This window comes from Bacillus cereus group sp. MYBK216-1 (assembly GCF_051916495.1).
Lineage (GTDB): Bacteria > Bacillota > Bacilli > Bacillales > Bacillaceae_G > Bacillus_A > Bacillus_A thuringiensis_K.
This window is the reverse complement of record NZ_JBQAGT010000004.1, coordinates 557,165-572,569: the sequence shown is the minus strand read 5'-3', so window position 1 is coordinate 572,569 and position 15,405 is coordinate 557,165. Positions and strand designations below refer to the sequence as shown.

The following is a 15,405-nucleotide window of genomic DNA, read 5'->3' as shown; positions in this document are numbered from 1 at the left end:
TTCTAACTAAAACGTAACAGCAAGTCGCGCATTTGCGACTTTATCCATCGAAATTTGGATTTCTTTTTTACGTGTTTTAATTGTTAATAATAATGTTATTGTTGTACCATCGTAAGAAAGCAGTTTTCCTTCAAACATCTTTTCACCATCAATCGGCTCATATGTTTTAATTGCCACTTGTTTTCCTACCGCTTGCTGGAAGTCTTTTTCTTTCTTTAATGGGCGTTCCGCTCCAGGAGATGATACATCCAAAAAGTAAAGATGAGGAATTGGATCCTCTTTATCTAAAGCTTCGCTTAAACGTTCACTTACCGCACCGCATTCTTCAATGTCGACTCCCTTTTCAGAATCGATGAATACGCGTAAGAACCAGTCTTGTCCTTCTTTCACATACTCTACATCTACAAGTTCAAGATTTAACTCTTCAACGATCGGCTGCGCAAATGCTTCTACAACTTCTGTGACTTTCTTATCCATAAACAGCCTCCTTCCTGCCGTCATGTACCATTTAAAAGAAGAAGACCCCGCCACTTTAAAAACGGTCTATCTTATTCTTTCTCGTTAGCTAACAAAAGCCCCTGCTGTTCAGCAGGGATTATCTGTCTTAGTATTACCAAATTTAAGAAGTAAAACTTGTAACAAAATATGTATATACGACAGAAATCTTTTACCTATCTACGTAGAGAAAACATAGATAGTAACACGAAAGAGTGGGTTTCCCCACTCTTTTCTTTACACAATATACATGACATGGTTATCTCGGTTAATAGTATATCATAGGAAATGTTGATTTGCAAAGACTTTTCCTACCTACTAGAACAGTGATAACTGGTTTTGATCCGGTAAATCTCCTAAACAACCTTGACTATCTAAATACTCAATAATTGTTTTCGAAACCTTACTACGCTGCTGCAAGTCCTCTTTTGATAAGAAGTCTCCATTTTTGCGTGCTTCTACAATACTTAAAGCTGCGTTTGTACCAAGACCAGGTACCGCATTAAATGGAGGGATTAATGAGTCTCCATCAATAATAAAGTCTGTTGCATGCGAACGATACAAATCAACCTTTTGGAATGAGTATCCACGCTCACACATTTCAAGTGTCATTTCTAATACCGTTAATAAACTCTTCTCTTTCGGCGCTGCATCTAAACCTTTTTGCGCAATTTCATCAATTCTTGCACGTATAGATGCTGAACCTTTCGCCATTGCTTCTACGTCAAAGTCATCTGCTCGAACTGTAAAATATGCCGCATAGAATAACAGTGCAAAATGTACTTTAAAGTATGCGATACGTACAGCCATAAGCACGTAAGCAGCCGCATGGGCTTTAGGGAACATATACTTGATTTTCTTACATGAATCAATATACCAACCTGGTACATTATTACTTTTCATGTCGTCTTCCCATTCTTCCGGTACACCTTTACCTTTACGTACCGACTCCATGATTTTGAAGGCTAATGATGGATCTAGACCTTGATAGATTAAATATACCATGATGTCATCACGACAACCGATAACTTCGCTCAGCGTACATGTACCGTTATAAATTAACTCGTTTGCATTACCAAGCCATACGTCCGTACCATGTGATAGTCCAGAAATTTGGACTAACTCTGAGAATGTCGTTGGTTTTGTCTCTTCTAACATCTGTCTTACGAATTTCGTACCGAATTCTGGTATACCAAGTGTACCTGTTTTACAGTTAATTTGTTCTTCCGTTACGCCTAGCGATTCTGGACCTGAGAAAATTTTCATTACTTCTGGATCATCCGTTGGGATTGTTTTCGGATCAATACCACTTAAATCTTGTAACATACGAATAACGGTCGGATCATCGTGTCCGAGTATATCAAGTTTCAATAAATTATCATGAATCGAGTGGAAATCAAAATGCGTTGTTCTCCATTCAGCACCAATTGAATCTGCTGGATACTGTATTGGTGAGAAATCAAAGATATCCATGTAATCTGGCACAACGATAATACCGCCTGGATGCTGTCCAGTTGTACGTTTTACACCGGTACATCCTGCTACTAAGCGATCAATCTCTGCATTTCGAATCGTTAAGTTATGATCATTTGCATAACCTTTTACATATCCGTAAGCAGTTTTTTCCGCAACTGTACCAATCGTTCCTGCACGATATACATAGTCTTCACCGAACAGTACTTTCGTATAGTTATGGGCACGTGGTTGGTACTCCCCGGAGAAGTTCAAATCGATATCGGGTACCTTATCTCCTTTAAATCCAAGGAACGTTTCGAACGGAATGTCATGTCCATCTTTTACATACGGAATATTACAAGCAGGACATTCTTTATCTGGTAAGTCAAAACCAGAACCTACAGAACCATCATTAAAGAATTCTGATTGCTTACACTTCGGACATACATAGTGTGGTGGTAATGGGTTTACTTCTGTAATTTCCATCATCGTTGCAACAAATGATGACCCTACCGATCCACGCGAACCTACTAGATATCCGTCTACTAACGATTTTTTCACAAGCTTATGTGAAATTAAATAAATTACGGCGAATCCATGCCCAATAATACTTTTTAATTCTTTTTCTAAACGTGCTTCTACAATTTCCGGTAGCTCTTCACCATAAATGCTACGCGCCATTTTATAACTCATATCACGCGTTTCATCATCAGCACCTTCAATTTTCGGTGTATATAGATCGTCTTTTACTGGATGCACATCACCAATTAATGACGCAATCTTTTGTGTATTTGTTACAACAACTTCTTTCGCTTTGTCTTCACCTAAGAATGAAAAACATTCTAACATTTCATCAGTTGTACGGAAATGTACTGGCGGTAATGAATGTCGATTTAACGGATTGGCTCCGCCCTGCGAACTGACTAAAATTTTACGATACATTGCATCCTCAGGGTCTAAATAATGCACGTTTCCTGTAGCAACAACTGGTTTATCTAACGTCTCACCTAGTTTTACTAAGTTAGAAATGATTGTTTTTAATTGACCTTCGTCTCGAACAAGCTCACGTTCTACTAAATGACGTAACACCTCTGGAGGCATTACTTCAATGTAGTCATAGAACTGGGCAATTTCTTCTACCTCTTCAGGTGCCTTTTGCATCATTGCCTCGAACACTTCACCTTTATCACAAGCCGTTCCTACTAAAATTCCTTCACGGTATTTTTTTAATAGTGACCTCGGCACACGTGGTACACGGTAAAAGTAATTAAGGTGAGAATATGAAACAAGTTTATATAAATTTTTCAATCCAACATCTGATGTGGCAAGTAACGTCATATGACTTGGACGGCCACGCTTATACGCATCCCCTTGTCCCATGCTATCATTTAATTGATCGTGATATTCAAATCCCTTTTCAATTACGTCTTTCAACATTTTCACAAGTAAATATCCCGTCGCTTCTGTATCATAAATCGCACGGTGATGTTGTGTTAATTCAATATCAAGTTTTTTACACATCGTATTTAATCGATGATTTTTCATTTCTGGGAATAAGAATCGTGCAAGTTCTAACGTATCAATAACGGGGTTATTCGTTTTTTCTAACCCAGCCTTTTTAAAACCTACGTTAATAAAGCCCATATCGAAGCTCGCGTTATGGGCAACAAGTGTATGATCGCCCATCCATTCCTCAAACTTTTTAAACACTTCGTCCACTTCAGGTGCATCAGTTAACATATCATCTGTAATACCTGTCAATTCAATAATCGTCGCTGATAATGGTTGATGTGGATTTGCGAAAGATTCAAAGCGATCAATAATTTCGCCACCCTTTACTTTTACGGCAGCCAACTCAATGACTGTATCGTATACAGCTGATAAACCTGTCGTCTCAACGTCGAAAACAACATACGTTTCCTCTGCAAGTAAACGATGCGCTTCATTATACGCTATCGGTACACCATCATTAACTAGATTTGCTTCTACACCATATATAACTTTAACTCCAGCCTTTTTCCCCGCAGAATACGCCTCTGGGAAAGACTGAGCCACGGCATGGTCTGTCACCGCAATAGCCTCATGTCCCCATTTACCAGCTTGAGCAACAAGCTTAGAAACTGGAGTAACAGCGTCCATTTGACTCATCGGAGTATGGAGATGCAGCTCTACTCGTTTTTCGCCTTCTGGCGCTTTATCTTTACGAGACGGTCCTGTTATTTCATTAATATCATTTGCAATCATTACTAAATCTCGAACAAATGTATCGTTTTGAACAGAACCACGCGCTTTCACCCACATTCCTTTTTTCAAGGATTGCAGCATTGGAATATCTTCTTTGTCACGCGAGAACATTTTGATCATAATAGAATCCGTATAATCCGTTATTTTTAAAGTTAATAACGTACGTCCACTACGAAGCTCTTTTGTTTCTACATGGAAGACATATCCTTGAACCGTTTTTCTTCTTTCTTCATCTTGAATTTCTCGCATTGGTGTAATCTCTTCATCTGGCTTAATAAGATACCCGAGTGTAATCGGTCCTTCATACACAACGCTGCTTTCTTCAGCTTGCTTCTTCGCCATTTCTTCCATAGCTTGTATAACACGCTCGCGGTCTTCTTGCTGCGTTTGTTCACGAAACTTTTGCATTTCTTCTGTATTTTGCTGTATATGTGTGTCTAACTGAAAACGCGGGAATCCAAAAACTTCGTATTGATCCCCTACTGGTTTCGCAACGTTTTTCTTTAAAGCAGTAGACTCCAGCTCGTTATTCACATTTATTAGCAACTTCACTCCATTCACCTGTGGAAGCTGCTTCTTTAAGTATGCGAACATAGGTGAAAATGTAATTCGTTCCGTACAAAGCGGCCAATACGCCCTCACTTCTTCTTCTGTAAATTGTTTATTCTCTGTTTCTAATGCAAATGTTGTTCTTGCAATATGAGAAAATGATTGCTTAAGCTTTGTTTCTAGCAATTCATATAATTCTGTAGGCAAAATACGTGGCACTTGTAAATCAAAATGCCAACTCTTATTCGCTTTATCAATAACGAGCCTTTCAATACCACCGCCTTGTAAATATTGATTTATAAGGTCGTCTGGTATTTGCAACTGCTGGAGCAAAATTTGAAATCGCTCTTGTTGTTCATTTGTTAAAGACATAAGCACTCTCCTTCCATTTGCTATTATAAATTGAAACGTACCACAAAGAAAGATTTCTCACTTCTTCTTTTACAAAATACGTTTACAAAGAAAGAGAAGGTACCCCATTACGAGGTACCTCTTCTTATTTTAAAATATTTGCAATATATGTTTGAAGTTCTTCTACTTTTACTTCTTCAGACTCACCTGTAGCACGTACTTTCACTTCTACAATACCTTCGTCTGCTTTTTTACCGACTGTAACACGAACTGGAAGACCGAATAAATCTGCATCTGCAAATTTAACACCTGCACGTTCTGCACGATCGTCTAATAACACTTCATAGCCTTGTTCTTGTAATGAGTTGTAGATATTTTCACCCATTTCACGTTGTGCATCAGATTTCATATTTACTGGAATTACATGCACATGGAACGGTGCTACAGCTTTTGGCCAAACTAAGCCGTTCTCATCGTTAAACTGCTCTGCAATTGCTGCAACTGTACGAGATACACCGATACCGTAACAACCCATAATAAGTGGTTGTGTTTTTCCGTTTTCATCTAGGAATGTTGCGTTCATTGCTTCACTATAACGAGTTCCTAATTTGAATACATGACCAACTTCAATTCCGCGTGCGAAAAGAATTGTTCCGTTTCCATCTGGAGATTGGTCTCCTTCTTGAATGAAGCGTAAATCTGTATATTGATTTACTTTAAAGTCACGTTCTGGATTTACATTTACATAATGGAATCCTTCTTCATTCGCTCCTGAACATCCGTTAACAATTGATGCTACAGCATGATCAGCAATAATTTCGATATCACCTGTTACATTAATCGGTCCTAATGAACCAACTTCACAATTTAATAATGCTTTTACTTCTTCATGAGAAGCAAGCTCAACAACTGAAGCGCCGTATACATTTTTCACTTTCACATCGTTTACTTCGTGATCACCACGAACAAGTACAACTACTAATTTCTCATCTACTTTAAATACCATAGACTTAATGCACTTGTCAGCTGCAATGTTTAAGAATGCAGATACTTCTTCAATTGCTTTTTGGTCTGGTGTTGCTACTTTTTTAAGTGCTTTTTCGGCTTCGTCACTCTTCGTATACGTAGCTACAACAGGAGCCATTTCGATGTTTGCTGCATAATCAGATGTGTCAGAGTATGCAATTGTATCTTCACCAACTTCAGATAATACCATAAATTCATGTGTATCTTTTCCGCCCATTGCTCCAGAATCAGCAATAACTGCACGGAAATTCAAGCCACAGCGAGCAAAAATGTTAGAGTATGCTTTATATAAGCGATCGTATACTTCATCTAAGCTCTCTTGTGTAGCATGGAAAGAGTATGCATCTTTCATTAGAAACTCTCTTCCACGTAATAAGCCGAAACGAGGTCTTTGCTCATCACGGAATTTTGTTTGAATTTGGTATAAGGTTAACGGTAATTTTTTATATGATTTCACTTCATCACGCACAAGGTCCGTAATTACTTCCTCATGTGTCGCTCCTAATGCGAATTCACGAGCGTTACGATCTTTCATACGCATTAATTCAGATCCGTAAGAATACCAGCGACCTGATTCTTGCCATAATTCTGCAGCTTGCATAGCTGGCATTAATAATTCTACAGCTCCTGCGCGCTCCATTTCTTCTCGAACGATACGTTCTACTTTGTGTAATACTTTTAATCCAAATGGTAGAAAGCTATAAATACCAGAAGCATTTTGACGCATAAAACCTGCACGAAGTAATAGCTGATGACTCTTAATTTCAGCATCAGCTGGAACTTCACGTAATGTAGGACTGAATATCATACTTTGTTTCATTTATTTGCACCTCTTCATTTTACTCTTACACGCAGTAAAACCCCTCACCTCGAGTTAGGTGAGGGATTTTATTCTACGAGCTCTATTTCATTATAAGTTTCACTTTATTTTACAAGAAAAACTTACGAATGTCATTCCAAGTTACAACTAACATAAGTAACATTAATAATGCAAAACCAATAAAGTGAACCATTCCTTCTTTTTGGCGGTCAATTGGTTTCCCTCGTAACGCTTCAATTAAGAAGAAGAATAAACGGCCACCATCTAAAGCAGGAACTGGTAATAAATTAAATAAACCAAGATTAATGCTTAGAACTGCAGCTAAGCTTAGTACACGCGTAAACCCATAATCTACAACTTGATCTGTTAGATTATAAATTCCTACTGGACCTGACAACTCATTAATAGAAAATTGACCAGTTACTAATTTAACAAGAGATTCAAAAATTAGTTTCGTCCATTGGTACGTTTGTTCAAATCCTGATTTAATAGAACCCATTACTGTTTTCTCTACAGGAGAATAAACACCGATTCTACCAACTTCGTCTTTTCCTTCTTTATCGAGTGTTGGCGTTACTTTCACATTAAACTGTTCATTATCACGCTTTACTTGTAACGTAATTTCTTTATTTGGGTTTTCACGTACAATAGTAACAACATCTTTCCATGTACTTGTGTTTTTCCCATCAATAGCTTGAATTGTATCATTCTCTTTCAATCCAGCTTGCTGTGCTGCACTGTTATCCATCACTTTTCCGACCATTGGTTTGTCAATAGGAACCCCTTGTACAAATCCAAGAATCACAAAAATAACAAATGCTAAAATGAAGTTCATTGCAGGACCCGCAAAGATTGTTAAAGCGCGTTGCCCTAGTTTTTTCGAGCCAAATTGTCTATTATACGGAGCAATTTGAATTTCTTCCCCCGCAGTAATAATACGAGCCTTTTCATTCACTCGGAACGTTTGAAGCTCTTCCTCGTACTCTTCATAGCCCGAAATTGTTAAATTATGCTCCAAATCAGCTTGTTCGACTTCAATAACACGAACATTTGGATACTTTTCATATCCATCAAAAACCAATTTCACAACTTCGTCTTTTTCATTTAATACAAGGCCAACCTTTTTCCCAGGCTTTAACTCAACTGTGTCCGCATCCTCGCCAGCCATTCTTACATAGCCACCAAGGGGCAGTAATCGAATCGTATACACCGTTTCATTCTTTTCAAATGAGAATATTTTCGGACCAAAACCAATCGCAAACTCGCGGCATAAAATACCTGCTCTTTTTGCGAAATATAGATGCCCTAGCTCATGGAAAAATACGAGTGCACCGAAAATTAATATAAAGGCAATCGCTGTATTCAATTCCATAACCACCTTTGCTAAATTTGTTCCATCACAAACCGTCTTGTGGCCGCATCAATTTCCAAAATTTCCTCTAAGCTCGGTCGTGCAATGACATTGTGATGGTTCATTGCTTTTTCAATGAGGTCTTCCACTGTTAAGAAACCAATTCTCTTTTGTAAAAAGGCTTCAACAGCTACTTCATTCGCTGCGTTCATTACAGCTGGCATACTTCCACCTGCTTTTCCAGCTTCATACGCAAAACGTAAACAACGGAATCGTTCTTGGTCCATTTTCTCAAAATGCAACGTCCCTATTTCCCATAAGTTTAACTGTTTTGTGTCTGAAAGAGGCAATCTATCAGGATATGTAAGTGCGTATTGAATTGGTACTCGCATATCAGGTGAACCAAGCTGCGCCATTACACTACGATCTTCAAATTCAACCATAGAATGGATAATACTTTCTTTATGTAAAACAACATCGATTTGCTCATAAGGGATACCAAAAAGCCAATGTGCTTCAATTACTTCTAGTCCCTTATTCATCATTGTAGCAGAATCAATTGTAATTTTCGAACCCATTGACCAGTTTGGATGTCGAAGCGCATCTTCTACGGTCACATGATGCAATTCATCCCTCGTTTTATCACGGAAACTTCCACCAGAAGCCGTTATAATAAGACGAGAAATTCTTTTTTCATTTTCACCATTCAAGCATTGAAAAATAGCCGAATGTTCACTATCTACTGGAAGTAACGAAACATTATGTTTTCGTGCTGCTTCCATTACAAGATGTCCTGCAGTTACTAACGTTTCTTTATTTGCAATTCCAATTGTTTTTTTCGCCTCGATTGCACGAAGTGTTGGTAACAACCCTACGCTACCTACAACAGCATTTACTACAATCTCCGCATCTGGATGTAATGCTACTTCTAAAAGTCCTTCACTACCATATACAATTTTTGTATTACCAGAAACAGATTGTAATTTTAAAACATCTTCCTCTCTTTGCACAGAGACGATTTGCGGAGAAAATTCTTGAATTACCTTTACTGCGTAGTCAATATTTTTCCCTACAGAAAAAGCAACGAGACGGAATTGGTCTGGGTGCGAGCGTAATACATCTAAAGTTTGTGTACCAATTGATCCGCTTGCACCTAATAAACTAATGTTTTTCATGACTCCAACCCCTCGTTCATTTATTAATTGTATTGTAATAAGAAGTAGAGAATTGGTAAAACGAATAACCAACTATCTGTTCGGTCTAATATACCACCATGCCCAGGTAAAATTGTACCTGAATCTTTTACGCCATAATGACGTTTAAATGCAGATTGTACCAAATCACCAATTTGTCCAAAAATAGAAATGATAATTGTCAGCACAATTAAAATTACTACATTCGATTCGACTGGGAAGAACACATTGTAAACAAGTGCCACAATAATTCCACAAACGATGCCACCTAATGAACCTTCAATCGTTTTATTTGGACTAATTTCTGGCCACAATTTTCTCTTGCCCAATGCTTTTCCTACGAAATATGCGCCTGAATCAGTAGCCCATATAACAAATAATGCGCAAAATACATATTTAATTCCTAATATTCTCGTTTCATTTAAATATAAGAATCCCATTGCCACATATGTCGTTGCCATCAGTAAAAATGAAGCATTATCAAAAGTAAATGTATTCTTAGAAAGGACTGTATATGATAAAAGTAATAAAACAATCACAAATGTGATTTCCAATTTACCTAATCCAATCCATGTAAACAGTTCTGATGCACTACTTGGAATTAAAAGAATCCACAATAATACTGCAGCTAAAACTGTCGGTACTGAAATAAGCGTAAGCTTATTCATACGAATTAATTCATATAAACCTATAGAAGCAAGTGCATACACTAAAACCGTAAAAGGCACGCCACCGTATATTACGATGGGAATGAATAGCGCGGCAGCAACCACTCCAGTAATAATTCTCTGTTTCACTACCAAACCCTCTCTTTCTACACGCCTCCGAATCTGCGCCCTCTATGTTGAAAGTCAGTAATCGCATTTAGCAAATGTTCTTCTTTGAAGTCTGGCCAATACACGTCTGTAAACCAAAACTCCGAATATGCAATTTGCCACAACATGAAATTACTAATACGTAGCTCTCCGCTTGTTCGGATTAACAACTCTGGATCAGGTAAAGAACTCGTCATTAAGTAGGAGGAAAGCATTTCTTCACTTACCTCTTCAGAACGAATTTTTCCTTCCTCATTATCTTTCATCATATGTTGCACAGCAGAAACGATTTCATCTCGACTCCCATAGTTTAACGCGAAATTAAGAATTAATCCCGTATTCTCTTTCGTATCTTCCATGGCTTTCTCCATCGCTCTGCGTGTATGCGTAGGAAGACGATCTTTTTGCCCTATTACTCGGACTTGTACGTTTTCTTCAATCAATTCTGGTAAAAATGTACCTAGAAATTCTTCTGGAAGCTTCATTAAATAATCAACTTCCTTTTTCGGTCTTTTCCAGTTCTCAGTTGAAAAAGCATAGAGAGTTAACACTTTCACATTAAGTTTACTTGCAAATTTTGTAATTTTCTTTACAACTTGCATACCTTCATGATGTCCCGCAATACGAGGCATTGCTCTCCTCTTTGCCCATCTTCCATTCCCATCCATAATGATGGCAATATGTTCTGGGATATATCCTTTTTTCACTTCTTCAACGAGATGATCAAACGATGTGTCCTTTTTACCTTTAAAAAAAGGAAAGTTTTTAAACATCATTCATACCCTCCAGCAAGCAGACGTATGCCTAAAAGTGTAAAAAGACCCCCTTAAGAAGAGGGTCATATTTGCGAAGTTATCGCTATTACACTTCCATGATTTCTTTTTCTTTGTTTTTTGCGATTTCGTCAACTTTTGCAATATATTTATCTGTTTCTTTTTGGATATCTTCAGTATATCCTCTTAAATCATCTTCTGTAATCTCGCCAGCTTTTTCAAGCTTCTTAAGATCATCATTTCCGTCACGACGTACGTTACGAACAGCAACTTTTGCTTCTTCAGCATATTTTTTCACAACTTTTACAAGATCACGACGACGCTCTTCTGTTAATGCAGGGAATGCAATACGAATTACAGTTCCATCATTAGAAGGGTTTAAGCCTAAATCTGCTTTTAAAATTGCTTTTTCAATATCACCGATAGAAGTTTTATCATAAGGTTGAATTACTAGTAAACGCGCTTCTGGAACTGTAATGTTCGCTAATTGCACAACTGGTGTTGGTGCACCATAGTAATCAACTTGTACCTTATCTAATACAGACGCGTTTGCACGGCCAGCACGAACTGTTGCTAATTCACGAGAATAAGCAGCAACTGCTTTTTCCATTTTTTCATTTGAAGACTTCAATACTTGTTGTCCCATATTTATTTCCCCCTTACCACTGTTCCGATATTTTCGCCTAAAACGGCACGTTTAATATTACCTTTTTCCATAACTGAGAATACAATTAATGGAATATCATTATCCATACATAGAGAAGAAGCTGTAGAATCCATTACACCTAAACCTTCTTTTAATACGTCTAAGTAAGTAAGCGTTTCGTATTTCGTAGCTGTTGGATCAATAGATGGATCCGCATTATATACACCATCCACATTGTTTTTCGCCATTAAAATTACATCTGCTTCAATTTCTGCCGCACGTAATGCTGCTGTTGTATCTGTAGAGAAGTATGGGTTACCTGTACCTGCTGCAAAGATAACAACACGTTTTTTCTCTAAGTGACGAACTGCTTTACGACGAATGTAAGGTTCTGCAACTTGACGCATCTCAATTGAAGTTTGTACACGAGTTTGAATTCCGATATTCTCCAAGCTATCTTGAAGAGCTAATGAATTCATAACTGTCGCTAACATGCCCATGTAATCTGCCCCTGCACGATCCATGCCCATTTCACTTCCAATTTTCCCACGCCAAATGTTACCGCCACCAACAACAACAGCAACCTCTACATCAAGTTCTGCAATTTCTTTTACTTGTTCCGCAACTGACTTAATAACAGTTGGGTTAATTCCAAATCCTTGCTCTCCAGCTAAAGCTTCTCCACTTAGCTTTAAAACGACACGATTATATTTCGGTTTACTCATAATGAACCTCCAATTGCTTACATCTTTATTTTAAAAAAGGGAACACAATGTGTTCCCTAATCTGTATTAGTTACTACCTTTTACTTGGTTCATTACTTCTTCAGCAAAGTTGTCTTCGCGTTTTTCGATACCTTCACCAACAGCGTAGCGAACGAATCCTTTTAATGTTCCGCCTTTAGACTCAACGAACTGACGAACTTTCATATCAGGGTTTTTAACGAATGCTTGGTCAAGTAAGCAAATCTCTTCGAAGAATTTGCCTAAACGGCCTTCAACCATTTTCGCAACGATTTTCTCAGGCTTGCCTTCGTTTAATGCTTGTTGTGTTAATACTTGACGCTCATGCTCAACTTCTTCAGCTGTTACAGCATCGCGGTCGATGTATTTAGGGTTAACTGCAGCGATGTGCATTGCAACATCTTTAGCAGCAGCTTCATCAGTAGAACCTTCAAGAACTGTTAATACACCAATACGTCCACCCATGTGTAGGTAAGCGCCGAATGCATCTGCATCAGTTTTTGATACGATTTCGAAACGACGTAGTGTAAGTTTTTCACCAATTTTAGCGATTGCTTCGTTGATGTGCTCTTCAACTTTTTTACCGTTTTCCATTGTTTGAGCCATAGCTTCTTCAACGTTAGCTGGTTTGTTAGTTAATAAGTGAGCAGCTAATTCTTTAATTAGTGTTTGGAAACCTTCGTTTTTCGCAACGAAATCAGTTTCAGAGTTTAATTCTAAGATTAAAGCGTCATTACCGTTTGTTTCGATGAAAGTTAAACCTTCAGCAGCAATGCGGTCTGCTTTTTTAGCAGCTTTCGCAATACCTTTTTCACGTAAGAAGTCAATTGCCTTCTCCATGTCGCCGTTAGTTTCTGTTAAAGCTTTTTTGCAGTCCATCATACCTGCGCCAGTTTTTTCACGTAATTCTTTTACCATTTGAGCAGTGATTGCCATACTTTTCATCCTCCTAAAATATGTATTTATACCTTTTATAAAGGTGTTTATACCTTAAAAAAGGTGATAAAAGGCCGAACCCCTTATCACCTTTCCAACTTTGTTACGCAGTAACAGTTTCTTCACCTTGTTTTGCTTCAAGGATCGCGTCTGCCATTTTAGATGTAAGAAGTTTTACAGCACGAATTGCATCATCGTTTGCTGGGATAACGTGATCGATTTCGTCTGGATCACAGTTTGTATCAACGATACCGATGATTGGAATGTGTAATTTGCGTGCTTCAGCAACTGCAATACGCTCTTTACGAGGGTCTACTACGAATAATGCACTTGGAAGACCTTTCATATCTTTAATACCGCCTAAGAATTTCTCAAGACGCTCTAACTCTTTTTTAAGTTGAACAACTTCTTTCTTAGGAAGTACTTCGAAAGTACCATCTTCTTGCATTCTTTCGATGTCTTTAAGACGCTTGATACGCTTTTGGATTGTTTGGAAGTTTGTTAAAGTTCCGCCTAACCAACGTTGGTTAACGAAGTACATACCAGCACGAGTTGCTTCTTCTTTAATAGCTTCTTGTGCTTGTTTTTTAGTACCTACGAATAAGATGTCTCCGCCTTCAGCAGCGATGTCGCGCATCGTTCTGTAAGCTTCCTCAACTTTTTTCACAGTTTTTTGTAAGTCGATGATGTAGATACCGTTACGCTCTGTGAAAATGTAACGCTTCATTTTTGGGTTCCAACGACGAGTTTGATGTCCGAAATGAACACCAGCTTCAAGCAATTGCTTCATAGAAATTACTGACATAATATAGTTCCTCCTAAATGGTTTTTGATATCCTCCGTTTACTTCATCTCTAAGCGAAACTACAAACGTAGCACCAACACTTAAATCAGTAAACGTGTGTACTTTGTACTGACACCACTGCTTACTATATCATACTGAAATATTTCAATCAAGTCGAAAATGCGAACAATGTAAAACTTTCTTTGTTCATACTCGAATTCTAGTATTACCAACCTTCATTTCTTTTAAGCAAAAAAGTAAATACAATTAATAGTTTTCCCAGAAAACACGCTTATGACACTTTTCACAAGCACCATCTATACATTGCACAAAAAAACTCTCCTCAATCGAGGAGAGTTTTTTATAAATTAGTTTGTTTTTAATTTAGCAAGTTCCTGTAGAAACTTGTCGTTTAGCACTTTAATGTATGTTCCTTTCATACCTAAAGAACGAGACTCAATAACACCAGCACTTTCTAATTTACGTAGTGCATTTACGATTACAGAACGAGTAATTCCTACGCGATCAGCAATTTTACTTGCAACAAGTAAACCTTCTGTTCCATTTAATTCTTCGAAGATGTGCTCAATTGCTTCTAACTCACTGTAAGATAATGAGCTGATCGCCATTTGAACAACAGCTTTACTACGTGCTTCCTCTTCAATTTCTTCTGCTTTTTCACGCAAGATTTCCATACCTACAACAGTTGAGCTGTACTCAGCAAGGATTAAATCATCATCTAAGAACTCTTGACCAAGACGAGCTAATACTAATGTACCTAGACGCTCACCGCCACCAACGATTGGTACGATTGTAGTTAAACCTTGACCAAATAATTCTCTGTTTTCTACTGGGAATGCTGTGTAAGCACTGTTCACATCTAAGTTTGAAGATGTTTCTGTAATGTTGAATAAGCTTTGTGTATATTCTTCTGGGAATTGACGTTCTGCAAGCATTTGCTTCATGCGTTCGTTTTCGATTTGTTGGTGAATTGCATAACCTAGTAATTTACCACGACGGCTAACTACGAATACGTTTGCTTCGATTACTTCACACATTGTGTCAGACATTTCTCTAAAGTTTACAGGCTTCCCTGCTGCGCTCTGTAATAACGCATTTAATTTTCTCGTTTTTGCTAATAATTCCATTTCAAAAGTTCCTCCTACATGTTACTCACATATTTTTTCATCACTTGGAAACTAGGGCGAGTCACCTGATGACACT

Annotated in this window: 12 protein-coding genes; all 12 read right to left on the bottom strand. The window is 37.9% G+C overall.

Going from position 1 to position 15,405, the window contains the following annotated elements:
• Positions 1-6 precede the first annotated feature (6 nt).
• Complete coding sequence (gene rimP, locus ACTFRH_RS17485; protein WP_000359096.1) at positions 7-477, bottom strand: ribosome maturation factor RimP; 471 nt, start codon at positions 475-477, stop codon at positions 7-9.
• Between the two features lie 336 nt (positions 478-813).
• On the bottom strand, positions 814-5,115 hold the full coding sequence (locus ACTFRH_RS17480) for a PolC-type DNA polymerase III (RefSeq protein ID WP_000060003.1): 4,302 nt from the start codon (positions 5,113-5,115) through the stop codon (positions 814-816).
• Positions 5,116-5,239: 124 nt separating this feature from the next.
• Positions 5,240-6,940 carry a proline--tRNA ligase gene (locus ACTFRH_RS17475; RefSeq protein WP_000814290.1) on the bottom strand — a complete coding sequence of 567 codons (1,701 nt, stop codon included), beginning with the start codon at positions 6,938-6,940 and terminating at the stop codon, positions 5,240-5,242.
• A gap of 109 nt (positions 6,941-7,049) precedes the next feature.
• On the bottom strand, positions 7,050-8,306 hold the full coding sequence (gene rseP / locus ACTFRH_RS17470; protein ID WP_001090243.1) for an RIP metalloprotease RseP: 1,257 nt from the start codon (positions 8,304-8,306) through the stop codon (positions 7,050-7,052).
• A gap of 17 nt (positions 8,307-8,323) precedes the next feature.
• Positions 8,324-9,466, bottom strand: coding sequence for a 1-deoxy-D-xylulose-5-phosphate reductoisomerase (gene dxr / locus ACTFRH_RS17465; RefSeq protein WP_000790373.1), 1,143 nt, complete (start codon positions 9,464-9,466; stop codon positions 8,324-8,326).
• 23 nt (positions 9,467-9,489) lie between these two features.
• On the bottom strand, positions 9,490-10,281 hold the full coding sequence (cdsA, locus tag ACTFRH_RS17460; RefSeq protein ID WP_000813592.1) for a phosphatidate cytidylyltransferase: 792 nt from the start codon (positions 10,279-10,281) through the stop codon (positions 9,490-9,492).
• A 17-nt stretch (positions 10,282-10,298) separates the two neighbouring features.
• Complete coding sequence (gene uppS, locus ACTFRH_RS17455; protein WP_000971296.1) at positions 10,299-11,075, bottom strand: isoprenyl transferase; 777 nt, start codon at positions 11,073-11,075, stop codon at positions 10,299-10,301.
• 85 nt (positions 11,076-11,160) lie between these two features.
• Entirely contained in the window at positions 11,161-11,718 is a 558-nt protein-coding gene (gene frr, locus ACTFRH_RS17450) for a ribosome recycling factor (protein WP_000531501.1), read from the bottom strand.
• Between the two features lie 2 nt (positions 11,719-11,720).
• Positions 11,721-12,443: a UMP kinase gene (gene pyrH / locus ACTFRH_RS17445; protein ID WP_000042668.1), complete on the bottom strand. Its 723-nt coding sequence runs from the start codon at positions 12,441-12,443 to the stop codon at positions 11,721-11,723.
• A 66-nt stretch (positions 12,444-12,509) separates the two neighbouring features.
• Positions 12,510-13,397: a translation elongation factor Ts gene (gene tsf, locus ACTFRH_RS17440; RefSeq protein WP_001018578.1), complete on the bottom strand. Its 888-nt coding sequence runs from the start codon at positions 13,395-13,397 to the stop codon at positions 12,510-12,512.
• A 103-nt stretch (positions 13,398-13,500) separates the two neighbouring features.
• A complete protein-coding gene (rpsB, locus tag ACTFRH_RS17435; protein ID WP_000111485.1) occupies positions 13,501-14,202 on the bottom strand; it encodes a 30S ribosomal protein S2 in 702 nt (233 codons plus the stop codon).
• A gap of 347 nt (positions 14,203-14,549) precedes the next feature.
• Positions 14,550-15,329, bottom strand: coding sequence for a GTP-sensing pleiotropic transcriptional regulator CodY (codY, locus tag ACTFRH_RS17430; protein WP_000421290.1), 780 nt, complete (start codon positions 15,327-15,329; stop codon positions 14,550-14,552).
• Positions 15,330-15,405 lie beyond the last annotated feature (76 nt).

Excerpts from the sequence above, each read along its gene's own strand:
- rimP (WP_000359096.1), bottom strand. The coding sequence starts at position 477 with ATGGATAAGAAAGTCACAGAAGTTGTAGAAGCATTTGCGCAGCCGATC.
- ACTFRH_RS17480 (WP_000060003.1), bottom strand. The coding sequence starts at position 5,115 with ATGTCTTTAACAAATGAACAACAAGAGCGATTTCAAATTTTGCTCCAG.
- ACTFRH_RS17475 (WP_000814290.1), bottom strand. The coding sequence starts at position 6,940 with ATGAAACAAAGTATGATATTCAGTCCTACATTACGTGAAGTTCCAGCT.
- dxr (WP_000790373.1), bottom strand. The coding sequence starts at position 9,466 with ATGAAAAACATTAGTTTATTAGGTGCAAGCGGATCAATTGGTACACAA.
- uppS (WP_000971296.1), bottom strand. The coding sequence starts at position 11,075 with ATGATGTTTAAAAACTTTCCTTTTTTTAAAGGTAAAAAGGACACATCG.
- frr (WP_000531501.1), bottom strand. The coding sequence starts at position 11,718 with ATGGGACAACAAGTATTGAAGTCTTCAAATGAAAAAATGGAAAAAGCA.
- pyrH (WP_000042668.1), bottom strand. The coding sequence starts at position 12,443 with ATGAGTAAACCGAAATATAATCGTGTCGTTTTAAAGCTAAGTGGAGAA.
- tsf (WP_001018578.1), bottom strand. The coding sequence starts at position 13,397 with ATGGCAATCACTGCTCAAATGGTAAAAGAATTACGTGAAAAAACTGGC.
- rpsB (WP_000111485.1), bottom strand. The coding sequence starts at position 14,202 with ATGTCAGTAATTTCTATGAAGCAATTGCTTGAAGCTGGTGTTCATTTC.
- codY (WP_000421290.1), bottom strand. The coding sequence starts at position 15,329 with ATGGAATTATTAGCAAAAACGAGAAAATTAAATGCGTTATTACAGAGC.